The organism is Citrobacter sp. LUTT5, from assembly GCF_009905315.1.
Lineage (GTDB): Bacteria > Pseudomonadota > Gammaproteobacteria > Enterobacterales > Enterobacteriaceae > Citrobacter > Citrobacter freundii.
The window spans coordinates 756,295-779,381 of sequence record NZ_CP047606.1 but is presented as its reverse complement, the minus strand read 5'-3'; the positions used below and the strand labels follow the sequence as shown (position 1 = coordinate 779,381).

Below are 23,087 nucleotides of genomic sequence, written 5' to 3'. Positions count from 1 at the left end.
CTGACTGGATCGTAAACACATCATTCATTGAACATCCCTGCTATTTTGCTGCATCCTTAAAAAAGCCGCTCTTCCCACAGGCTGTAGGCGCTGGTTCCGGCGATACAGTGTTCCCAGTTAATGCTCTCATAGGTCAGTGACAGCGATTCTTCGGGTTGTCCCTGGCTGCTGGTGATAACATGGGGAACGATCAGATCGATTTTTGCAATCCGGGCATTAATCAGTTTCAGTTTGTAGTACAGCTCATTGATCCCGAAACGATTAGTGCGGTAGAACTCAAAATCACAGGTCAGACACTCGTTTTCTGAGATGGCTTTATTCAGCAGTGGTGAAGATTTATCCATCGGTTTGCGCACCGTCATCATCAGGTGATTAACGTTCTGCGATCGGCTCAGACTATGATTCATGCTCAGCACCATAATCTGATCCAGATGCGCAATCTGTGCCTTATTACCAATGGACGCCAACGATGAACATCCCGCTGAAATCAGTCCCTGTAACTGTCCGTTCAGTGTCAGGTAGGTTACGTTTGCCATAATTATTTCTCCTTCACCTGCGATGTCGGTTCCCTGGAACCCGCCACCGTAACAGGCGATATGTTGTTTTTCAGCAGCAGCCAGCGGCTTAACACGCCATCCAGCCGTTCATTAATCTGTTTTTCCAGCACGCCAGTCGTCTGGCCTTTCTCCTGCGCGTCCTGGTACTGTGTCAGCAGCGACTCCAGCGGCGTCTCCTGGTTCAGCGTCCGCTCAGCCTGATAAACCACCGTTTTGATATAGGAAAGTGTGAAGCCCTCTTTCGCCTGCTCGCGCTGAACCAGCAGTTCAGCAAACGTGCGTAAATCCTGGCGGGTCTGCTGCCAGCCTTTCATCTGCGGACTGTTCTGCGCGCGGGCTTTCAGCGTTGTATTCCACTGCGCCGTTGCCTGCTGCTGTTGCAGGCTCTCCGGCCAGCGGCTGTCCGCCAGTCGCATCATCTGCATACCGGTTTCCAGTGGTTGTAGCGGTGGGGCATCAGGAAGCTGTTGCAGTCGTTGCCCGTAGCTGTTCAGATCCGGGAAAGCCAGCCAGGCCGTGGCTGCTCCCTGTGCGGTATCCCTGACCTGCGCCAGTTGCTGCTGTACCGGATATACCTGCCACCACCAGAGCGCGGCTGCGACGACGACGGTACAGACGACGCCAGCCGCAAAGCTTTTGAGCCTGTTTCCCGGTGGCGTGCCTGCCACGCCGTTCACAGTTGCGCAGTGGTGAACCTCCACCTTCATGTCCGGCAGGTCTGGAAGAGGCGGAACAACCTCCGCCGTTGCGGGAACGCCTTCCGGAGCATAGACCAGCGTTCTGACCGTAGTATTTACCTGCGTATCCTCGCGGCCACCGGGGTGTGGCTCCAACCGTTTACGCGTGTTCTGCACAAAGTACAGCAAGTTCTCCACACGCGGTGCCCGCTTCAGATCTACCTGCTGGAGTTTGTCGCAGATGAGCTGTAAGGCCCGTTCGGTACGGTACAGCAGCGGCAAATCAGTTTCCGCAAAGGACATCTGCTGGCGCAGGATATTGCCGGTGCGGGTGTTGAACCAGTCCAGCATTTCGGTACGGGCATGATTATCCTGCGGCCAGAATTTATCCCATTCATGACTAATCATCGCCGCCAACAGTTCCGTTCCCTCACAGAACCCCGCCAGCCCCTGCGTGCGGGTACGCGCCAGGGTGTAGTACGTCGCAGTATGCAAATCCACACCATTCGCTCTGAAGATGCTCAGCGCCAGCGATTCCACCAGTTTCCAGTTAAGCTGAGGTTGTGACGGGTGGCTGGCCTTATTGATTTCCTCGCGAATGGCGCTGAATTCCGGCAGACCACGTGGGTCGCTGCCGGTCACAATGGTCTGTGTCAGTACGTTGTTATTCATCCCTGCCTCCTCAGTACAGCGTATCCGGCAGACGGAACTGGCTGAACAGCCCGCCAGTGAACGGGTTATCTTCGCTGTCGGTATGTACCCGGTAGACCATTGCGCCGCCGTCCACGTTAAAGCGCACGCCGAAGGTGCCGTCCTGTACGCCGGTAAGCTGCCCTGCGCCGAACAGCCGGAACTGCGCCCACGGCCCGCTGAAAACGATACTGCGCGGGCCGTTACCGCTGGTGCCAATTAGCGTCAGCTTGCTTTCGTTACCTTCACGCATGTTATTCGGCCACACCAGATGAGCGGTGTAGTTACGCCCCTGGCTGTAATCCACAAGTTGACCATCCAGGTTCAGCACGCTGCGCCGCTTGTTACCGGAGAGTGATACGGTTTCCACCGCAAACTGTGTGCCCAGACCGTTTTGTTTGCTGAAGAAGATGTCGCGGATTTTTTGCGCGGTCTCCAGTTGCTCCCGGATATCCTCACGGATAATGACGCTGTTGTCCCCGTCCTCCAGACTCAGATCGTTCTCCATAAACAACCGCAGATTCTGCTGATAAAAGGTGTCCAGCATGCCGTCCGGTTTGAAGAAACGCTCAAATGCATCCAGCGACGCATCCTGTAATGCGTCCGGGTTAAACGGATACTTGTCTGCCAGTTGTTCGTTAAACGGTTTCACCACGCTGTCACGCCAGTCCACTTCCATATAATGGACGGCCTCCACCATCACCACATGCCAAGCCTGGTCGGCCAGCCTGCCCACCCAGCGGTTGAGCGGCGCAGGTAGAGTTTTCGCCATCTGCCGGGTGGAAAAAATCGGGTCGCTGCTATTCTGATCCAGTCTTAGCTGTACGGCCTTTAGTGCCGATTTTCCCGGCACTGGCGCGTTTTGTATCGCCAGCAGATAACGGTGCAATTCCGTCAGTTGCCGGTAGACTGCCTGCATGGTGCTTTCTTTGTCCTTTTGCACTTCCAGCGCACTGTTTTCCGGAGCAAATTCATGTCCCAGACGGGTCAGGAGCTGATAGTCTGCTGCGCTCCGGGCTTCCTCTCGCTCCTTATCATCCAGTTTTTCCGGGAGAACGATGGAATGCGTGTTGTCGCGCAGTGCGGTTAATGCCCGCTGGAGCGGCTGGTCACCGCTGATGATTTGCTCCAGTGCGCCGGTCAGTTGCGCAATGGATTCATAGTCACGCACGTTGAGGTTATCCATCCCGGCGCGCCAGGTGGCAGTGTAGTCGCTGAGATACTGTTCGGTCAGCTGGCGCTGGATTTCTGCCCGGTCGGCATCGCTGTATTTCACGCTGCGGGTGATATTCAGCACCCAAGAATCCATCGCGGTCAGTTCGACCAGTGCATCGCGCTGCTTCACAAAATAACCCTGTAGTCCGTGTCGGGTGAGCAGTTGCGGAACGACCAGTTTGTTGTCGTCTCCGGAGACAAAGACCAGCTCAAAGGTCGGCCCCACCTGGTCACGCAGGTTCAGATCGGCTGGCAGAACGCCCTGCGCCCGTGTTTTCAGACTCTGATAAACGCGCTGGTAAACCGGCAATTTACTTAACTCGTTCTGCGCATCAGCAACCGGTTTGTCATACGGTGCCCAGCGACTGATGGCATCATTGTCGCCTTGCTCGCGCGCAGCGTGCCAGTCGGTGTGCTTCAGTGCATAATCGAGATGGGACATCAGTTGCGCCTGAATATCCCGCTGGCCATGGAACTGTTCGCTCCAGCGTTTTGCCATATACTGCTTCACTACCGCATCATTACGCCCGCTTTTATCCTCCAGCATCCTCACTACACGCAGTACGGCCAGTTTTTGTTCACTTCCCTGCGGCGCGGCCGCCAGATCCTTTATCAGTCCGTTTGAGAGCGACGTGAGATAACGTTGTTCCAGTAGTTGCAGGTAAGTCTGTTCAACATACGGACCGATATTACGGCCCTGGTACAGACCGAGGTCAGCAAAACGGCTGCGGTCCCCCCAGTCGCCGTAGGCCAGGGTGGCGTCACGTACCGGGTTGAGCAGCGGCAGTTGCAGGTTGCCGTAGTCATCCACACCCTGCGGCGGCGGGACGGACATAAAGGCTCTGGCCTGTTCCAGTACCCTGACGCCCGCATTCCAGTTGGTGTTGTAATAATGGTGCCAGCCACCGGCTGCCAGCACGATCAGTACCGCACTACAGGCAGCAACCCCCATCATCCGGCGACGGGCATTGCCCAGCCAGACACTGTTTTCCCCGGACAGGTTCGGTTCAGCCAGCAATGCCAGTGGAAACAGGCAGCGGGTGAAGTACGGCCTGGTATCGACCAGTGGCCATGCTGCCAGCGGGCTGCTGCCCAGCAGATACTGACGGGCGGCGGACTGCATAAAAATGTCATCCATTTGGCCGCGTTGCAGAGAGGAGGTGAGATATATACCGCGCAACATGACATCCATATTTTCGCCGTCCAGCAGGCTGCCCAGCAGTACCGCCAGAACGTCATGACACCCCTGCATCTGGCGGACAAAGCTAAACAAGGCGCTGCGATCATGGTTTTGTGCGAGCATCAGATCCGGCAGAGCATTGTTGAGTTGTTCACCCCATGTCTGCCAGAAGGCTTTCAGCTCCACACGCCAGTCGTCGTTTTCATGGGCGTGGCGGGTAAAGGTAACGCCGAGAATAGCATCCCTGCCCTGTTTATCCAGCGAGTGAAACAGCGCGGCAAAACCGGTCAGCAAATCCAGTCGGGTCAGTACCACATAGACCGGTAACTGGCAGTGGAGATGCTGACGTACATCCTGTAAACGACTGCGCAAAAGTTGCACAAGGTGTTCACGGCGGTGCTTATCGGCGGTTAGCAGATCGGGCAGATCCAACGTCAGGATCAGACCGTTGAGCGGCTGACGGGCGCGTTTTTGTACCAACCAGCCCAGCCAGTGCTCCCACAGGCGGCGGGGCAATACCTCTGTATCCTGTTGCTCACAGAGTACGCCATCCGGATCAAAAATCACCGCCTGTTTCCCGACGTGCGGCGTGATATACAGCCGCTGCCCCGTTCCCCGCACCGCTTCCGGCGTATAAATAATGTCAGCCGGAAAACCCTCGCGCAGCAGCGCGGTTTTACCGCTCCCTGCAGGGCCGACTACCATATACCACGGCAGTTGCCACAGGTAACGTCGGCTGTCGAGGTGGCGTTGCAGCCGCAGTAGCCACCGGTCGAGGTAACGTTGCTGGGCGTTCAGCTCCACGCTGACAGGATCCTGAGTCTCTTCGCGTTGTTGCTTTTGCTGCCGTTCAAGCTGTTGCAAGCGCTTCATCACCCGGACGGTGAGCCAGATCAGCGCGATAAGCCCCCAGATGGCCGTTGCCAACCAGCGGTTCGCCAGCGGTTTCAGCCAGTGCTCTTCGTATAATGACCATGCCGGGCCTTTCCACCAGATCCACACCAGAAGAAAAATCCACGCCAGCACCAGCAGCCAGAAGGCGGAAACCTTAAACCTGGGCATTGCCGGTCTGAGGGCCGATTTCAGCCCGCTGAAAAGTCGGGGGGTCGGTAATCTGAACACAAAAACTCCTGTTATCTTATTTCTTATTGTTCTGCCGTGAATCTGTTTTCAATATGTTCCAGCAGGGACGGCTCCCATTCGGCCACCATCATCTGTAGCCCCAGTCTGAGCAGGGTCCGGTACTGCTGCTGCGCCAGCTTTTCCATTCCGGCTTCTTCCATCAGTTGCGCGCCCAGGAACTGACGGTGAAACTGATCGCGGGGAGAACCCTCCGGTAGCGTTTCCAGATAGCGCAGCGCAGCCTCCAGCCCCAGTTCGCTGAAACACTGGCGGACAGCCTGTAATTCTTCACTGGTCTGTGCAATAGGTGTGCCACGACCGTGGCTACCCGGAGAAGTTGCCAGCCATTGTTTTGTCGGTTCAGCAATAAACGGCGTATGGTCATTAAACAGCAGACTGGTAAGCTGAGGCAGCCGGACAAGAAAACGAGTGACTTCATCGCGGATAGCCTCTGCCACATCGGTGTAACCCAGACGCAACGCGGTCTGCGCCGAAAGATAATGACCATCCAGCCAGTAGGGCGCCAGCAACAGACTTTTCTCCACCTGCTGCCACAGAGCCATATCCGCGCTGGCAAGCCGCGCCTGATAATCTGCAGTCATATCAGCAGGGACTGCCGCCAGCGGTGTGCGTCCGTCACTTTCCGCCTGCGGTGTGCTGGTAATGGATTGCCACAGCGCATGGCGACGCAGGCGGTAGCCCTGTGGTGAATCCGGTTGACGCTCACACAAAATTGCCGCCACATTCAGCAGCGTGTCGCGCCAGGCTTTATCGTCGTGGCTGTCGATATCCACCACCGGCATGGAAGGAATGACCGTACTGTCAGCAACCGTGCTCTGTTGTATCCCTCGTGAAGGCGTGGCAGTGGCCTGTGTAACAGTAACGTCAGGCGATGTTGCATGTGCCGCATCGCGAAATCCACGCTGGTACAGGGTAAAAAGGTCGTCCGTCGCCTGCGCCAGCTCTGGGACATCATGCGTTTTCCAGCAGAGAGCCAGTTTCGCCAGTTCCCCCAGCAGAAGGTCGCGCTGCGCAGTCGTGGCACTTTCCGCAAAGCCGGAGGTACCGGCCTCAAAGCGTTTGATGACCTGAAGCGCGAAGCGTTTCTTGTGCGTGGCATTCTGTGGCGCAGCTACCGTCCAGTAGTGTTCCACATACAGCGCCAGCAGGCGCAGCGCCAGTAGGTGATCGCCTGCGTGTTGCAGGGTACGCAGCAGGTGGGCCAGCAGGCGAAAATCCTTACTTTCTGATGCCAACAGCACCAGTCCACGCCGCTGAATTTCCGGGATGTCGAGCTGGCTGTGAGCCAGCGAGCCGAGCTTAACGATTTCACTGTCGATATATTCCCACGCCGGATTATCATCTTTCAGTGGCTTGGCCAGTTTGTCGTCCGGCAGGTTTTCCAGCAGGTGCGATATCCATATATCCGGGATACGTAAATCCATGTTGTTATTCTCCCGCCCAGTGACAGGCATCGCGCAGTGGCGCGATGGTTTTCACCAGCCCGTCAATATTAAAGGTTAGTTTCCCGGCAGCGCTGTCGGTACCAGTGCCAATCGTCAGCGTTTTTGCGCCAAACAGGTGCTTAATTTCGTCAATACCGGATAACCCCCGACTGGACTCCAGCAGAGTGCCGTTTTCACGAATAAACCAGTGCGAGCGTAACTGTCGGTTGTCTGCAATCAGCACAACATTAAGGTCGTTCTCCGTCCGGGATTGGGTCAGCGCAACCTGCATCCGGGTGATGTTGTCAACGCAACTGAACATCAGCACCGGACGCGGCGGTACGTTACCGATAGCGGGCGTGGTGATAATCACCGTCGGGTGCTCCCCGGGCGTCCGGGTCATCATCAGTGCCGTTGAGTTGTCCGGGCGCTGCTTCTCCTGGGTGAAAGCCCGCTTCCAGGCTTCGCCTTCGTAACGAGCTTTCGCCAGAGCATGTGTAAAACCTTCAGGCTGCTCTGGCGCAAGGACGTGGTCGTAGCAGTCCAGCCGCTCCAGTGCCGCAGGCGCTTTTCGGCAGGCGCTCATGGCGCTCACCGTGGCCTGCGTGTTGTCAGGACGCTGTGTGTTCAGCGTCGCGGCGAGCGCCTCCGCCAGAGCAAGGCCTGGAGCCAGTTGTTCTGGCGGTTCGGCGGCCTGTACGGCGCTGACGATCAGGCTGGTCAGCAGCACGATGAACCGGGAAACGTGCGTGAGACTCACAGGGCAGCACCCTCCTCTGCTTCCGGCTCTGGTATGTCATCGCTGACGATTGTCTCTTCGATATCGGCGGTAAACGCCCCCTCTGCCACGCCGAGGCTTATCCGGGTAATCACTGCATTTGCCGCCATTTTCTGCAACAGCAGAAGCGACAATGGCGGCAGCATTTCGCCGTCAATTACCGATTCCAGCATACGTGCCCCGTTCTCGGCACGGGTGACGCGTTGCATGATTTCGTCAGTGACTTCTGGCGCGATGACTACCTCCGCACTAAATCGCGAGCGCAGTACGTTATCCAGCCGCGCCAGCTTCCCGGCGATGATGTTAGCAAGCGTGTCGCGCGACAGCGGCAGGTAAGGCACTACTTCCATACGCGCCAGAAGCGCGGGTTTGAAGAAGTCGGCCAGTACCGGATACAGGGCGTCGTGCAGGATTTCCGGATTGTCAGCATGTTCGACAATCACCTGATAACCCAGGTTAGAAGTGAGGAAAAACACGATGTTTTTGCAGTCAATTAGCCGTCCTTCACCGTCGGCCATCTCGCCTTTGTCAAACGCCTGATAGAACAGATTGAGCACGTCCGGGTGCGCTTTTTCCACCTCATCGAGCAATACCACGGAGTACGGCTTCTGACGAATCGCTTCGGTCAGCACGCCGCCTTCACCGTAGCCGACATAGCCCGGTGGTGAACCAATCAGCCGAGAAACAGTATGTTTTTCCTGAAACTCCGACATGTTGATAGTGGTGAGGTACTGACGCCCGCCGTAGAGCAGTTCCGCCAGTTGCAGCACGGTTTCGGTTTTGCCGACACCGCTCGGCCCGGCCAGCAGGAATGCACCAAGAGGGCGTCCTGGACGACGCAGATCAGCACGCGCCGTTAGCAGGTGCTTGTGCAGGTGCTTAATCGCCAGTTCCTGGCCTTTGATGGTGTCGCCCAGCCACTGCGGCAGGTCTGTAATGACCGACATTTCGTTCTGCGACAGGCGGTTAAGCGGCACACCTGTCCATTCGGCAATCACGGCGGCAATCTGCTTTTTATCGACATGTGGGGAAACCAGCAGTTGCGTGTTGTGCAGGGCGTCGAGTTCAGCGCTCAGTTGTACCAAGCATTCAGCCGGACAGATTTCAGTTTCCGGCTGCTTAGCCACCGACTCATCTGCCACCAGGTCGCCATTTTCAGCCACATCCGCTGGCGCGACTTTTTCGCTGTCTTCAGCGTCAGTTTCTTCCAGCAGCCCCTTACGCAGCGCAATAATCTCCTGCACCAGCGCCTGTTGCTGACGCCATACGGCGTCCAGCGTCTGGAGTTCTGTCTGTATTGCCTCATACTGTGCGTGAACGTCGTCCAATCGTGCGGTATCCGTGCGCAGGCCGATGCGAATTTCACGCTCAAGCTGGCGGATTTCCGCTTCGTACTGGTGACTCTGCGTGGTCAGCGCTGAGATTTGCTTCGGCGGCGAGGAGAGGTTAATCGCCACGCGGGCGCAGGCGGTGTCCAGAACGTCAATCGCCTTGTCCGGTAACTGGCGCCCGGAGAGGTAGCGTTCGCTTAATGTCGCCGCCGCCTGTAATGCGTCATCGTCAATCAGCACGCCGTGCGATTGCTCATACACCGCCGACAGGCCGCGCAAAATAATGGTGGCTTCAGCGGCATTCGGTTCGCTAACTTTTACTAACTGGAAGCGGCGCGACAGGGCGGCGTCTTTCTCAAAGTATTTTTTGTACTCGCTCCAGGTGGTGGCGGCAATTGTTTTCAGTTCGCCGCGCGCCAGTGCCGGTTTCAGCAGGTTGGAGATATCCAGCCCGCCCTGCGCATTACCCGCGCCAATCAGCGTGTGGGCTTCGTCGATAAACAAAATGACTGGCTTCGGTGACTGAATGACTTCGGCCATCAGCCCCTTGAAGCGTTTTTCAAACTCACCCTTGACCGAGGCACCCGCCTGTAATGCCCCTAAATCCAGGGTCATAATATCGGTATCGCGCAGCTTGTCCGGCACCTGTCCTGCGATAATACGCAGCGCCAACCCTTCAATTAAGGCGCTTTTCCCGACGCCCGCTTCGCCCACCACCACCGGATTGTTTTTACGGCGGCGGCTGAGAATATCAATCATCAGGTCGATTTCATTATCACGGCACAGCACCGGATCAAGCCGCCCCTGACGGGCGTCTTCGGTCATGTTTTTGGCATAGCGGGCAAGCAGGGTTTCCTCTCCGGCAACGGCAGTATGCTGACCGGGCTGCCCGTCAGTGAGCATCATGGATTCGGCAGATTCCTTTGTCCATTCGGCATAATCCTGCTGTAGCTGGTCGCGGTTAATGGCCGTCAGCAACCGGGCTGCGGCAGGAAGCACATAACGTAATGGTGAATGTAGCAGGGCAAGCAACAGGATACCGCCGCGCAGTTCGGTCTGCTGCATTTGCGCAGAGGCCAGCAGCCAGGACTCTTTCAGCCACTCAACCAGCATCGGCGAAAAGGACGGATAGCTGTCTGCTGACCGGGTGCTGGCGTAATTTTCCACCGTCAGCGCCTGGCGTAAATCCTCTGCGCTGATGTCTGCGCGTTCAGCAATCACCCGCAGGTCGCTGCGCGGGATGGCTAGCATCTGGATAAGTACATGACTGACGGTAATTTCTGTCGCCTGCTGGCTCATACACTCCGACGCCGCCATCTCCAGCGCCTGTTTTGAGAACGGGTTAAGCCGTTTTACCAGCGTGGCTAAATCAATCTGGATCATGGGTGTCCTTACCTGGCAAGCAGCCGGTTCAACTGGTGAAGGATATCCTGCGTCTGGCTGTCCAGGCGCAGCAGGTAAAATAGATAAAGCAGCACCAGCACGACAACGCAGCCAAGCAGAACATGCTTAACGGTCAGGCGTTTGATAAGCTGGTAACGCCCACCCAGGGTCTTTTTATCCTGGTGCAGCAGAGGAAAAGGGGCGTCGCCGCGCAGTTTGTGCAGGACGTGGTACAGGCGACGGTATATCTGTTCAAACTCACCCTGTTCCTGCACCGCCACTTTGTAGCGTCCGCGAAAGCCGAGCGAAAAACAGATATACAAAAACTCCAGCAGGTGCTGGTAACGCGCAGGCTCGCGTATCAGTCTCTCCAGCAGAATAAAGACCTTCTCGCCGCCCCAGGCTTCGTTATGGAAATGCACCAGCAGCGACTGTTTGATCCATTCGTTCTTGTTCGACCAGCCGTTACCCAGCGCGGCCTCATCAATAAAGGTACAGAGGATGTAGCGAAACGAGACAATCACGCCCGGCTCATAGCCCTGCTCCTGAAGCAACTGCTCCACCGCCTGCACGTCCGTTACCACCTGCGTGAACAAGTGTTCCGGCATGGCGTTACTGTTCATCCCGGCAACACGCATTACCATGCCCAGTAGCGGCGTGGCAGCGTCGATCATCGGGTTAAGGCTGTGGCCGCGAAGCGGTAGCCGGTACTGACGGCGGGTGGTTTCCCCGTCGCGTTCGGGTAGAGCGACACTGCCCTGAAGGGGATCCTCCACCAAATAATGGTCGCCGGGCGAAAGAACACGCTGTTCACTCATGCCGTCAACCCCTTATCGCCCAGAGCTGCATATCCAGATCCGGGAAGGTGCCGGAAATATGCAGCCCCAGCGCACCGACCTTCACCACGTCGTTCCAGGCAGCCGCGCCTTTTTCCAGCTCGAAATAAACGTACCCGTCGTGATACGGCAACTGGCGGGGCGCGGCGGTCAGCGGGCGCAGCGGGACGCCCGGTACCTGGACGCTGACCACATTGCGGATCTTGTCGGTAGCGGCCACTTTTGACTGCTGGGTGAACTGAAGAATAATCTGGTTGCTCGGCATTCGCGCCCGGACAGCCAGCACAAAGGAGCCGGACTGCAACAGAGCAGGATCGTTGATGGTGGCAAGATACACGCCGTCTGCGAATATCAGCGGCAGGTTCTGCGCCCGCGGCATCAGCACTGTGTTGAGTGCCCGACGCAGTTCCGGGATCACCGTTTTAAATGACTGAGTAAGATCGCGGTGGTTATAGACTTCCACCTCACAGGGTAGGCGGTTTTTTTCGGTAAACGTCATCAGTTCACCTAACAGGCGTACCAGATCCAGATAAAAAGCCTCCGGGTGCAGAGTATGCAGGTGTGAGCGGTGGGTGAAGTGCATGTGGTTGCGGTTGAGCATCTGCAACATCATGAACTCCGCCACGTCAGCGATACCGCTCTGCTCCGGAGAGCCAATACGCTTTGCCAGTTCGCTGGCCCGGTTCTGGATAAGCCCCTGGACATCACCGGCAAACCCGGCCAGCACGCTGCTGACCCGGATGGCCTGGCAGGTCGGGATAAAGCTGTTATCCAACACCAGTGCGCCAGTGGCCTGGTTGTTGCGGATACGGCACAGCGGCAGTGTTACCATCGCACTGAGATCCTCCGCACCGCTGACAATCCGGGGCACTAGGCTGGCGACGCCGATCTGCTGGACATCCCCCTCATCGGAGTGCAGATCACGGGCGTCCACGCGGGTCAGGCAGTAACGTTCCGTTCCCTGCCCGGCGCTCTGACGACCACTGATTTCGCAGGTGATATCGCTCACCACTGGCAGGGCGAGATAAATATCCAGGCTGCCCGGTTTTGAAAAATCGACAGGCTGAAAAGGCGCGGGAAGATTATCCTGTTCAGGGATACTGAATACCGTTCCATCCGGCATACAGCCCGACGCGCGGTCGATCATGATTTTCCCCTGGGCCAACAACTCTGTATTCAGCACCAGCGAGGTGAATCCCCAGGCAAAGTCGTCCAGTGCGTCCATACGCTGGTTCAGGTGGTATTCGTGATTGCGCTGCTGTTGCTGAAAATGCTGCGGCAGAACAAACAGCCCCTCCTGCCAGATCACCCTGTTTTTCATGGTTGCCATCGTCAGTTATCCTCTTTTTTCATTTCGATACTGCTCTGTCTTACATGCACCAGCAGGCGGTAGCTGTGGCCCGTTCCTACCACCGGCTCGATCTGTTTCCATTCGGAGACCTCATCGCCGGAGAAGTACGCTACCACGCCGATAAACTGCGTTTTCTCATCCAGCTTCACCGGCGGCAGCGTTTTGATGGTGTCAGGCAGCAGGCTGAAATCCTGATGGTCGATATAGTTTTTCCACAACACATCGGGCAGCGGCGTGCTGGCGATCTGGTCATAGTCGGCGGCCTGGAGTTTTGAGTCGTCGGTCAGGTAAATCAGCTGCACGTCCACTGTGGCTGCTTCGCCATCAGCGTTCAGGTTGGTGTCCGGTTCGGTGAGCAGCGTGACGGTCACTTCCGATGGCTGCGATTTCAAATCTCCCACCTGAATATTTGGGTTGCTGATCACCTGCCCCATCTTTTTGGCTGTTTCGCAGCCTGTCAGGGTGACGGTAAATAGCATCACGACCAGACAGGCGCGAAAAAAACGTCCTGTCATGCTTCCGACTCCCGCTGTTTTTCACGCAGTACCCGGTCGTAGATCTGGGCGTACACCTCGTTAAATAACATCTCAAAACCCTGCTGACGATTGGAGGCCAGTTCGTCGTAATAATGGCTGTACATTTGCCACGCTCCGGCATCATCCAGCGGTTGTCGCAATTCGTGGCTGCGGCGATACTGAACAAAACGGCGCATCAGACTCTGTGGCGAGAACGCATCCAGTAGCACCCGCAGTGACTCCACAATCGCTGCCCGGTTTGCCTCTTCGTGGTGACGGATATTACGCAGGCTTTCCCCCACAGCGGCGGGAGCGGCCAGATGCACCGGGCTTTTGCCTTCGGCAAACATCACATCCAGCACATCTGCATAATTCATATTCAGGCGCAGCGGGTTATCCTCCAACGGTCGAAGGTGTTTGTCTGACAGGCTGTTACGGCACTGTTGCAGCGTGAGCAGCCCTTTAATCGCCGCCTGTAATGTCCGGCCAGCCTCCTCCAGGAAATCATCCGCTTCCTGTGAGTCGCGCACAGCCAGTGAACTACCCAGCCCGCGCAGCAACGGCGTGACCGCAAGGTGGCGCTGCGCCATTTCTGCCGAAGAGTCGATGTCGTCGTTTCTGCCATGTGGATCGGTATGCAGTGGCGGCAGATCCATAAACGGCGTATTGATCGTATTGTCCTGTGCCGGATCGGATCCTGGGGCGAAGGAGCCGGAGGCAGCCACGCCGGAAAGCAGATCACCCGCCGTGGTCAGGCTTTCAGCCCGCAGCGCCTGTAACGGATCGGTGGAGAAACCATTCACTACGGTATCGGCGAGATGGTGCCGCCGGGGCATCCCCGGATAAGCAGGCTGGCCGTCGGTGCTCAGCAACGTATCCGCCAGGCGGTCACGGTTGGTGACGATGGTTTCCGGGGCGGCCATCTGTTCGCTGTAGCTGACCAGTTTGCCCTCATGGATAAACACTTTCAGCGCCAGCGCGCCCAAGCCTATCTCATCCCCCTGGCGCAGACGCACCAGTCCAGTGTCCACGGAGACTGGCGCAAGGTTAATCATCAGCCCCGGCATCAGGCTGCGCAGGCAGAATGTGCCATCGTGCAGGACAATCTGGCAGGCGCGACCGGCAATCGAACCAACCCGGTCCTGTACTGGCCAGCGGCACGCCGGGGCGTGACCGATATCTCCACCTTCGGCTGCGAAGAGGCATTTTGCGGCGCGTCCGCTTTCCAGTTCATTGCCGTTCATCACCTGTAATGTCAGTGATAATGCGGCAGACTGCGGTTTTTCCTCAGCCATATGCGGCTCCATAAAATTAGTCCCTGATGTGGAGAGTGATGGATGGCGGTATTTTCGGCTTACCGATAAACGCCGTGCGTTTGATACAGGAACTGGCGCGGTCGCCCAGCCGCATTCCCTGCGCTTGATCCGGTGCCAGATCTAGTTGTAAATCCCAAGCAAGTTGATCACGCAACAGGAAGGAGATAAACATCTTCAGCGCGTCATGGTTATCGCCATTCGGTAAAAGCGAGAGATAACGCGACATTGACAGGCCGCCTATCCGCAGCAGGAATTTGCCGCTACGATCCGGAACTCTCGCACCCAGAGTAAAATTGATGCCGATAACCGAGCGTCCGGGAACATACCCGGCGGTTTTCTTTTTCAGGTGACGTACGCCCAGTCGGTTTTGCTGGTCAGGATCGACCGGCACTTTACGCAGCAGCCAGTTCTCAATGGTGACATCCGGCAGATCAAAACAGTGGGACACCAGGTTGCGCACTACATCCGGCGAGCGCCCCGGCGTTGCCAGGATACCGGCGTAGGCCAGCATCTTGCTGTGGTTGATGGCCAGTTTATCGCGCACGCTTTTATTGCCCAGCCCCACCAGCGCATACATGCGCTGTGAAAACACATCCGTACCGCCGTTGCGAAAACAGATGTGATAGCGGTATTTGCGCCAGGCATGGTACGCAAACTGCGTCCAGCGGTGGCTGAACAAATCGAGAAATGCTGCCAGCCCCTCTTCATTCTGCGCCGATTCCCGCGCCATGCGATCAAGGTAATAGCCTGGCAGCGGCGACTGGCTGCCGGAGAAGCCCAGAAATTTGGTGGTCAGCGTGAACTGGCCTGCGTTGCTACGTGTCAGCGATGTCAGGTCGCTTCCCGGAAAGGCAATGCTGGCGTCGGATTTGAACAGCGCCACTTCCTGTGCAGGCTCTGTGCGCAGGGACGGCTCCTGGTCTGGTTCACCGTACCGGCGGTAGAACGCATCCATCAGGACATAGAAATTCATCCCACGCACGTCTGCTGGGAAAGCGTCATGCGCCCCTACATCAGGGCATGCTGGCCGGTGTGCTGCCATTCCCAGGCCTCCTGACTTTCCGTGTTAATAATTTTGAGACAGTGAAAGGAATTGATACTGGCGTACAAGGCAAAGAAGTGAGACAGCACGTTGCCCAGCAGATAGATTTCACCCGCGCAGACAAAGGGGGCGGGATTTATCCACAGCGTGGTGGCGAGTCCCCTGACTGGAACACCTTTAAACAGGCGGTCAACCGGGCGAGTGTCGAGCTTTTCAATGGCATCCAGCTTCTGGGTGGAAAGACGGGCCTGCTGTGGATGATGAATGCCCGGCAAATCGAAAGTGCGCATCACCTGAATCAGCGCCTCGCGGTCGAGCAGGGAGAGATAATTCAGGTTCATACAGGAAATCAGCGACCAGTGCATGTCGCCATCCGTGACCGGGTAAAGCTGGCGCGTCGGTCGTGTAACGTTACTGAAGGAAGCCACCGCCGGATTTTTATCGACCGCAACGCAGATATCCCCGGTGTGTAATAAAGAAGGGAGCTTCCGGTTGGTGCAGACCAGCGAAGTCGTGATAACTTCTTTGCTTAGTTGTGAAAGATCGGGCTGATGGCCATCGGCATGAACGAAAGCAATGGAATGCTCCAGACCCCGGTGAAACAACGAGGTTTTTGTCCGGTGATGCCAGTAAACCACTTCGCGCTGTTGGCTGTATTCAATCTGATGCTGAAAGCTCTCAAATTCAGGCCACTGTCGCTCTCGTTCCCCCAGACTCGGAACGCCATCAGAGACAGCGACCTTGCTGGAAACAGATTTCACCTGGAAGATATCATAATAATCCGGATGCTTATGACTGACGCTTAGTGGATACTGTGGTGCGCTACCGTCCGGGTTGACCGGCTCTGCATAATGCCGGAACAGATTCACTGCGGGGGTACAGTAAAGACGCAGTGAGTTCTGCCGTAGTTTACTGTCCACCGGTAACGGCTGGTTAAAATGCAGCCGTAGCGTAAAGGCGCTTACCGGGAAATCCTCCGGCAATGGAGCGACGTCGCGCAGGTGAAAGAAGAAAAAGCTCTCCGGGTAGCAAAAATACTCCTGAAGAACGCGATAGCCGTTGTGAACATTTTTCGGCCACGGCAACAACGCATCTTCGCGCTCAAACCCCGCAGCCTCCAGCCATAAATCCGGCAGAGGCAGCCGCCTGTCACCGGCCACCAGTTCAGCATCCATCAGCCGTTCGCTGAACCACAGATAAAGCTGATGGCGGGTATAATCATCCTCATTACCCAGCCAGAAGGTAAGTTTACTCAGATCCAGCGACCGGGATGAAATGGTGCCTTCCGTGAAAAAATCAATCTCAATAACGCCTTTTTTCAGGCTGCTGGTATTACGCACATCGCGAATATGGAGAGGCTGTAACCAAGTATCACGCGCCAGCGTAAAATGGCATCCCGGAAGGGCTTCAGCATTATCGTCAGCCAGCACTTTTTTTCGGCCAGAAGACTCCACCCGGACGACACCAGAACTGATGAGTTCATCGCGACAAACTTTAGCTGGTGCAGAAAATTGTGACGCAGCCGGTTTGTATTCAATGATGGTCATGGCAGGCACCGGGCGCAGGTAATTCGCCCACAGCATATTGATGAGTCCGTGAGAAAATTCAGGAAACTCATCCTCCAGCTTTTGTCGCAGGCCGCCGGAAAGAAAGGCGAAAGCCTCCATCAGGCGCTCCACATCCGGATCGCCTTCCTTTTCAGCCAGGAAACGGGCCAGATGCGGCTTTTCCCGCGCCAGAAGCTTGCCGAGCTGGCGCAGATAGTCCAGTTCTTCCCGGTAATAGCTCTCTTCAAACGGCATCCCTACCCCTCCACCGACCAGTGCTGATGGTTATCCAACAGAATGTTAAATTCCAGAACGTCCCTGCTGCCGTGAAAATCCATATACGCCACAATATGAAAACACAGTTCAAATGGCGCATATTCGTCCTGTGCCCCGGAGGTAACAGCAATGTCGGCAATCCGTGGCTCATAGCGCAGGATACATGTCCGGATAATCCGGGCTGTCGCCACCCTGAGATTTTGAGACGCCAGGGATTCATCATTGAAATCCGGGATCCCCAGTTCCGGTGAACCATAACAACTGCCGGAACGGGTGTTGAGAATATTGCACAGGTTATTGCGTACAGAATGCAACAACGCCGCTTTCGGGCGCTGGCGCGGAGGCGGGTTCACCGCCTCACTGATACGCTCAAACAAACTACTCCCCGACTCCCGCTCCGTTATCATGGTACTTATTCCCTGTCCAGACGTCCCACCAGGGACAATTCAAATGATGCCCCCATATATTTGAAGTGCGGACGCACGCTCAGGGCCACCTGATACCAGCCAGGTTCCCCTTCAACATCAGAGACTTCAATCTTCGCCTGGCGCAACGGTTTACGACTGCGTACGTCAGAAGGCGGGTTTTCCTGGTCGGCCACATACTGGCGGATCCAGGTGTTCAACTCTCGTTCCAGGTCGCCTCTTTCTTTCCATGAGCCAAGTTGCTCGCGTTGCAGAACTTTGATGTAATGCGCCAGTCTGTTGATAACAAAAAGATAAGGAAGCTGGGTGCCGAGTTTGTAGTTGGTTTCGGCCTCTTTCCCTTCCGGGGTGCTGGGGAAGACTTTTGGTTTCTGAACCGAGTTGGCGGAGAAAAATGCAGCATTATCAGAATTTTTGCGCATCGTCAGGCTGATAAATCCCTGCTCTGCCAGCTCATACTCCCGCCTGTCGGTGATAAGGATTTCGGTCGGAATTTTAGCCTGAAGCTGACCCATAGCCTCATATAAATGCACCGGCAAATCCTTTACCGCTCCACCGCTTTGCGGGCCGACGATATTTGGGCACCAGCGGGTTGACATGAAGCTTTCAGCCATGTTGGCTGCCAGAAGGAACGCGGTATTTCCCCACAAATAATGCTCATGATTTTTACTGACTTTTTCATGATAATTAAAGCTTTTAACGGGATTTTCATCCGGTGCATAAGGGTGACGCAAGAGGAAACGAGGTGCCGTCAGACCGAGATTACGAGCATCTTCTGATTCGCGCAGCGAGCGCCATTTTGTGTAGGCAGGGCCTTCAAAAATAGCGGCAACGTCTTTAATGCCAGGAAGCTCGGTAAATGATTCCAGCCCAAAGAACTCAGGGGATACCGAAGACAGGAACGGGCAATGAGCCATCGCACTGACCGCGCTGATATACTTAAGCAGCTTCATATCTGCGGCCGTGTTTTCAAAGGCATAGTTACCAATAACAGCCGCCACTGGCTCGCCGCCAAACTGACCAAACCCGCTGGAGTAAACGTGCTTATAGAACCCGGACTGAGTGATTTCTGGGGCAAATTCAAAATCATCCAGTAGCTCTTCCCTGCAGGCGTGCAGCAGATGAATTTTGATATTTTCACGTGGATCGGCATGGTCTACCAACAGTTTCAGCGAACGCAGAAATGACTCCAGTTCCTGAAATTCCGGGGCATGAAGGATTAAATCCATCTGGTGCCCCATGCGCGCATCAATGTCGGCAATCATTGCATTGACCGCCAGAATATCGACAGGCTCCGCTTCATCGTCGCTCTGCAACAGCGCGCTGATAAAAGCTGTCACACCCTGGCGGGCGATATCGTAACTTTCTGACTCCGGTTTAAAACGGGTCTGCGCCATGATTTCATCAAGCAGGCCAGGTGCAGCGACTGGCATGGGGGAAGCAAATACTTCCGGTAAGATAGTTTCTGACATACTGAAATCCTTGTACAAAGTGTTATTTCCGGCCAGCAAGACCCAGCTCCGCGATCAACTGCTCGCGGCTTTCTTCGTTATCCAACAACGCCTTAATCTGGGCGCGGAAGGCGGGCAGATTACCCATCGGGCCTTTCAGTGCAACCAGCGCTTCGCGTAGTTCCAGTAGTTTTTTGAGTTCCGGCACCTGGGTGGCGATGTTGTCCGGCGTAAGATCGGCCAGGGATTTCACTTTCAGGTTGACGCTCATGCATGCATCAGACGTTTCACTGAGCGCAGAGGGAACCGTGAACTCACGTCCGACACCCGCTTGTTCCAGGACGGCGTTAAAATTATTACGATTGATGGCAATTGGCTGACGTTCATCCAGCGGTGTGTCATCCGCCCCTCCGGTCAGGTTGCCTGTCACCAGCAGATTAAGCGGCAGTTCCACTTCCGCAGTCTGATTTCCAGTTTTTGGCTTGAATTTTATGTTTACACGTTCTTTGGGTGCAATACTGCCACCGGCATCATTGTTTTTTCTGCTGCTCATTAGAATAGTCCGTCAGGTTATCGTCCATACCATGAATACAGCATTCCTTATTAATAAAAAAACAGGCAATGCCGTTCCGGTGGCAATTTAAATAGATTCTCACACCTTCTGCAATTTACATCTTACGCCCATAAAAATATTTTAAAAGCACTTTTTCTTCTAATGAAAGGGGGGTATCCTTACAAGAATCTCAATAACAGACCATTTATTAATTACAATTCAACCATTGTAAAAACAATAAGTTATACATATATAGCCTTTAATTAACCATCTCTAAAAAAGGATATTAAAATATTATTTTATAAATCATATGAATAATAAAAACGAAAACATTAATCTTGATAATTAATTTGTCGCACTCGAAAAAAAATCGTCAATTGGAGTTTTAATTGATGTAAAAATTGACGAATATAATATTGTTCATGATTCAGAAATATCCATTTAAAATATATCATGGACACGTACTGAGGAATGGAAAATGGATATCCGCACATGTATTTAAATACAGACTTAACTGGTTTCGCGTTACCTGACCGCACAATTTTGCTTATTTGCGGTGGATACGAAAAAGGCGGTTCCCGGAGTGAACCACGCAACGTTGCCCGCCGCAGGCTAACGGCAGGTGACAGTAACAGTCGCTGAGACAACACCAAAGGAGTTAATAAAATGCCAACACCATGTTACATATCAATTACAGGCCAGACCCAGGGCAACATTACTGCAGGCGCATTCACCGCGGATTCTGTCGGTAACATCTATGTGCAGGGCCACGAAGACGAGATGCTAGTGCAGGAATTTCTGCATAACGTAACCGTCCCTACTGACCCGCAGTCCGGCCAGCCAAGCGGCCAGCGCGCCCACAAGCCGTTCATCTTCACCGTGGCGCTGAACAAGGCCGTCCCGCTGATGTACAACGCGCTGGCATCCGGTGAAATGCTGCCGAAAGTGGAAATGCACTGGTGGCGTACCAGCATCGAAGGCAAGCAGGAGCACTATTTCACCACCCGCCTGACCGATGCGACCATTGTGGATATGAACCTGCATATGCCGCACTGCCAAGACCCGATGCAGCGCGAGTTCACGCAGTTGCTCGCCGTAAAACTGGCTTATCGTAAAGTTGAATGGGAGCACATCAAGTCAGGCACCTCCGGTGCTGATGACTGGCGTGCGCCGCTGGAAGCGTAAATGCGAGTTGTTTGAACTGACAGCATTCTGTCCTTACGGGCAGGGTGCTGTTTTTTATTGTGTCGAAATTAAAAAGTCAGTGCCAGTAAGGGGTTACGTTTTTACGGGAGATGGCGGATGCCGGAAACTTCGGCGGTAGCGTGCCTGAATGCAGGCGTAACACTGTACTGGTCATAGTTGCTGCCCAGCGACTGTCTCTTTTTTCCTGTGAACCAGGGAGGTCAAATATGTCATTAAAAGGTCTGCGTTTTACGCTGAATATAGACGGACTGAAGGAGACGTCCACGGCGGTGGTGAGTTTCCGGCTGGTGCAGCATTATTCCAGAACCTTCATGCTGAAGGTGGATATTGCCAGTGACCTGCCGGACCTAGCGGCAACGGATTTTCTGGAAAAGAATGCGGTACTGACGGTCTGGCAGGGAATGGAGGCCCAGCGCAGTGTCAGCGGTATTGTCACAGCAGTAACCATGAGTGAAAACAACCACTGGCAGATGGGATACCACCTGATTATCGCCCCGCCCTTGTGGCGCTGCGGGCTGCGCCAGAACTTCCGTATTTTCCAGCAGCAGGATATCCAGACAATCACCTCCACCCTGTTGGATGAAAACGGCGTGACGGGATGGACGCCGGTGTTTTATGAGGGACATCTGGCGCGGGAGTTCTGCGTGCAGTACGGAGAGAGTGACCTGGCATTTCTGACGCGGCTGTTGTCGGAAGAAGGTATTTTCTTTTATGACTGGCACGCAACGGACAGTACAGACCAGAAGCTGGTACTGACCGACAATGTGGCGGGGGCGTCGGCACTGAAAGCGCCGTTGCCGTTTAACCCGAACATCAGTACGGAAGTGTCAGTGGAGTACATCAGCCAGTTCCGCTACCACGCGCAGATACGGCCTTCATCCGTGGAGACGCAGGATTATACATTCAAAACGCCTGGATGGCCGGGATACTACGAGCATGACGGTGAGCACCTGAACGGGCAACAGACGCAGTATGAGATATTTGATTATCCGGGGCGGTTCAAGGACGAGTCGCACGGGCAGGCGTTTGCGCGTTACCAGACAGAAGGGTGGCGAAATGATGCGGAGATGGCGACAGGGCTGAGTAACTCAGCGAAGCTGTGGGCGGGGAAACGGTTCACACTGTCAGGACATCCGTCGGAGACACTGAACCGGGAATGGCAGGTAGTGAAGAGTGTGCTGGTGGGTGAGCAGCCGCAGGCACTGCACGGCAGCCAGGGTGAAGGCACCACGCTCAGTAATCGCTTTGAGGTAATACCTGCGGACAGAACCTGGCGCGTACCACCGCAGCCCAAACCCTCAGTAGATGGTCCGCAGAGTGCAATAGTGACGGGGCCTGCGGGAGAGGAGATTTTTTGTGACAAACATGGACGAGTGCGGATACGTTTTCACTGGGACCGTTATTGTCCGGGGAATGAGGACAGTTCGTGCTGGGTGAGGGTGTCGCAGGCGTGGGCGGGAACGGGGTTCGGCAACCTGGCGATACCGAGGGTGGGCCAGGAGGTTATCGTGGATTTTCTGAACGGCGACCCGGACCAGCCAATTATCATGGGGCGTACCTATCACCAGGATAACCGCTCGCCGGGGAGCCTGCCGGGGACGAAGACGCAGATGACCATTCGTTCAAAAACCTACAAGGGAGACGGGTTTAACGAACTGCGTTTTGAGGATGCGACGGGGAAGGAAGAGCTGTATATGCACGCACAGAAAGACATGACGACTGAGGTGCTGCATGACAGGACGACGACTGTGAACAACAACCATACGGAAACGGTGGTGGTAGGGCAGACGGTGAATGTGGGGAGTAAGAAGGAAGATGGACATGATCAGAAAGTGATCGTGGCGAATGATCAAAAAACAACAGTAGTTAATAATCAGATCACCGAAATTACGGAAGGAAATAAAAAAACTGATGTAAATAAAGGAGATCAGGAAATTACTCTTCATGAAGGAAAGCAAACAATAAAGGTTAAAAAAATCATCAGTGTTTCTTCAGAAGAAAAGATCGAATTTATTTGTGGGGAGTCGAGTATTACCTTGTTGGAAAATGGTGAAATTACAATTAGTGGAAAAATAATTAAGAATATTGCGAAGGATGAATATCATGTCAATACCAAAAAATTATCAGCAGATGGTAGTGAAGAGCAGGTGCTGACCGGTGGCATGTTGAAATTAAATCCATAAGTAAATTA

General features: G+C 54.9%; 17 protein-coding genes. 2 read left to right on the top strand and 15 right to left on the bottom strand.

Going from position 1 to position 23,087, the window contains the following annotated elements:
* Window positions 1-56 precede the first annotated feature (56 nt).
* The 15 genes from GUC46_RS03735 to tssB are packed head-to-tail and all read right to left on the bottom strand — an operon-like array spanning window position 57 to window position 19,690.
* Window positions 57-536, bottom strand: coding sequence for an Hcp family type VI secretion system effector (locus GUC46_RS03735; protein ID WP_044713777.1), 480 nt, complete (start codon window positions 534-536; stop codon window positions 57-59).
* A gap of 2 nt (window positions 537-538) precedes the next feature.
* Complete coding sequence (locus GUC46_RS03730; RefSeq protein ID WP_160179775.1) at window positions 539-1,906, bottom strand: VasL domain-containing protein; 1,368 nt, start codon at window positions 1,904-1,906, stop codon at window positions 539-541.
* A 10-nt stretch (window positions 1,907-1,916) separates the two neighbouring features.
* Window positions 1,917-5,441: a type VI secretion system membrane subunit TssM gene (tssM, locus tag GUC46_RS03725; protein WP_160179772.1), complete on the bottom strand. Its 3,525-nt coding sequence runs from the start codon at window positions 5,439-5,441 to the stop codon at window positions 1,917-1,919.
* Between the two features lie 23 nt (window positions 5,442-5,464).
* A complete protein-coding gene (gene tssA / locus GUC46_RS03720; protein ID WP_071684645.1) occupies window positions 5,465-6,886 on the bottom strand; it encodes a type VI secretion system protein TssA in 1,422 nt (473 codons plus the stop codon).
* A 4-nt stretch (window positions 6,887-6,890) separates the two neighbouring features.
* Window positions 6,891-7,619 carry a type VI secretion system-associated protein VasI gene (vasI, locus tag GUC46_RS03715; protein ID WP_371303276.1) on the bottom strand — a complete coding sequence of 243 codons (729 nt, stop codon included), beginning with the start codon at window positions 7,617-7,619 and terminating at the stop codon, window positions 6,891-6,893.
* Between the two features lie 23 nt (window positions 7,620-7,642).
* Window positions 7,643-10,378: a type VI secretion system ATPase TssH gene (tssH, locus tag GUC46_RS03710; protein ID WP_071698371.1), complete on the bottom strand. Its 2,736-nt coding sequence runs from the start codon at window positions 10,376-10,378 to the stop codon at window positions 7,643-7,645.
* A gap of 8 nt (window positions 10,379-10,386) precedes the next feature.
* Window positions 10,387-11,196, bottom strand: a complete 810-nt coding sequence (icmH, locus tag GUC46_RS03705; RefSeq protein ID WP_044713767.1) for a type IVB secretion system protein IcmH/DotU — start codon at window positions 11,194-11,196, stop codon at window positions 10,387-10,389.
* Between the two features lie 4 nt (window positions 11,197-11,200).
* The gene (gene tssK / locus GUC46_RS03700) at window positions 11,201-12,544 is read right to left on the bottom strand and encodes a type VI secretion system baseplate subunit TssK (protein ID WP_160179770.1); all 1,344 of its coding nucleotides are present in this window, start codon (window positions 12,542-12,544) and stop codon (window positions 11,201-11,203) included.
* Between the two features lie 2 nt (window positions 12,545-12,546).
* A complete protein-coding gene (gene tssJ, locus GUC46_RS03695; protein ID WP_371303274.1) occupies window positions 12,547-13,044 on the bottom strand; it encodes a type VI secretion system lipoprotein TssJ in 498 nt (165 codons plus the stop codon).
* Between the two features lie 32 nt (window positions 13,045-13,076).
* Window positions 13,077-14,375 carry a type VI secretion system-associated FHA domain protein TagH gene (gene tagH, locus GUC46_RS03690; protein ID WP_121540789.1) on the bottom strand — a complete coding sequence of 433 codons (1,299 nt, stop codon included), beginning with the start codon at window positions 14,373-14,375 and terminating at the stop codon, window positions 13,077-13,079.
* Between the two features lie 16 nt (window positions 14,376-14,391).
* Window positions 14,392-15,438, bottom strand: a complete 1,047-nt coding sequence (gene tssG / locus GUC46_RS03685; RefSeq protein ID WP_071684649.1) for a type VI secretion system baseplate subunit TssG — start codon at window positions 15,436-15,438, stop codon at window positions 14,392-14,394.
* A complete protein-coding gene (gene tssF / locus GUC46_RS03680; protein WP_044713761.1) occupies window positions 15,405-17,240 on the bottom strand; it encodes a type VI secretion system baseplate subunit TssF in 1,836 nt (611 codons plus the stop codon). Before tssF ends, tssG begins: the two co-directional genes overlap by 34 nt.
* 2 nt (window positions 17,241-17,242) lie before the next feature.
* Entirely contained in the window at window positions 17,243-17,665 is a 423-nt protein-coding gene (gene tssE, locus GUC46_RS03675) for a type VI secretion system baseplate subunit TssE (RefSeq protein WP_370686184.1), read from the bottom strand.
* 8 nt (window positions 17,666-17,673) lie between these two features.
* Window positions 17,674-19,158: a type VI secretion system contractile sheath large subunit gene (tssC, locus tag GUC46_RS03670; protein WP_044713757.1), complete on the bottom strand. Its 1,485-nt coding sequence runs from the start codon at window positions 19,156-19,158 to the stop codon at window positions 17,674-17,676.
* 22 nt (window positions 19,159-19,180) lie between these two features.
* A complete protein-coding gene (tssB, locus tag GUC46_RS03665) occupies window positions 19,181-19,690 on the bottom strand; it encodes a type VI secretion system contractile sheath small subunit (protein WP_044713755.1) in 510 nt (169 codons plus the stop codon).
* Window positions 19,691-20,356: 666 nt separating this feature from the next.
* Between tssB and GUC46_RS03660 the strand changes: the two genes are divergently transcribed.
* Both GUC46_RS03660 and GUC46_RS03655 read left to right on the top strand, forming a co-directional pair.
* Window positions 20,357-20,875 carry an Hcp family type VI secretion system effector gene (locus tag GUC46_RS03660; protein WP_044713754.1) on the top strand — a complete coding sequence of 173 codons (519 nt, stop codon included), beginning with the start codon at window positions 20,357-20,359 and terminating at the stop codon, window positions 20,873-20,875.
* A 227-nt stretch (window positions 20,876-21,102) separates the two neighbouring features.
* The gene (locus GUC46_RS03655) at window positions 21,103-23,079 is read left to right on the top strand and encodes a type VI secretion system tip protein VgrG (protein ID WP_160180766.1); all 1,977 of its coding nucleotides are present in this window, start codon (window positions 21,103-21,105) and stop codon (window positions 23,077-23,079) included.
* Window positions 23,080-23,087: the final 8 nt, after the last annotated feature.

Coding starts and splice junctions, on each gene's coding strand:
- tagH (WP_121540789.1), bottom strand. CDS start 14,375: ATGGCTGAGGAAAAACCGCAGTCTGCCGCATTATCACTGACATTACAG.
- GUC46_RS03660 (WP_044713754.1), top strand. CDS start 20,357: ATGCCAACACCATGTTACATATCAATTACAGGCCAGACCCAGGGCAAC.
- icmH (WP_044713767.1), bottom strand. CDS start 11,196: ATGAGTGAACAGCGTGTTCTTTCGCCCGGCGACCATTATTTGGTGGAG.
- GUC46_RS03730 (WP_160179775.1), bottom strand. CDS start 1,906: ATGAATAACAACGTACTGACACAGACCATTGTGACCGGCAGCGACCCA.
- tssF (WP_044713761.1), bottom strand. CDS start 17,240: ATGCCGTTTGAAGAGAGCTATTACCGGGAAGAACTGGACTATCTGCGC.
- GUC46_RS03655 (WP_160180766.1), top strand. CDS start 21,103: ATGTCATTAAAAGGTCTGCGTTTTACGCTGAATATAGACGGACTGAAG.
- tssJ (WP_371303274.1), bottom strand. CDS start 13,044: ATGCTATTTACCGTCACCCTGACAGGCTGCGAAACAGCCAAAAAGATG.
- tssC (WP_044713757.1), bottom strand. CDS start 19,158: ATGTCAGAAACTATCTTACCGGAAGTATTTGCTTCCCCCATGCCAGTC.
- tssH (WP_071698371.1), bottom strand. CDS start 10,378: ATGATCCAGATTGATTTAGCCACGCTGGTAAAACGGCTTAACCCGTTC.
- tssA (WP_071684645.1), bottom strand. CDS start 6,886: ATGGATTTACGTATCCCGGATATATGGATATCGCACCTGCTGGAAAAC.
- tssK (WP_160179770.1), bottom strand. CDS start 12,544: ATGGCAACCATGAAAAACAGGGTGATCTGGCAGGAGGGGCTGTTTGTT.
- tssG (WP_071684649.1), bottom strand. CDS start 15,438: ATGGCAGCACACCGGCCAGCATGCCCTGATGTAGGGGCGCATGACGCT.
- GUC46_RS03735 (WP_044713777.1), bottom strand. CDS start 536: ATGGCAAACGTAACCTACCTGACACTGAACGGACAGTTACAGGGACTG.
- tssB (WP_044713755.1), bottom strand. CDS start 19,690: ATGAGCAGCAGAAAAAACAATGATGCCGGTGGCAGTATTGCACCCAAA.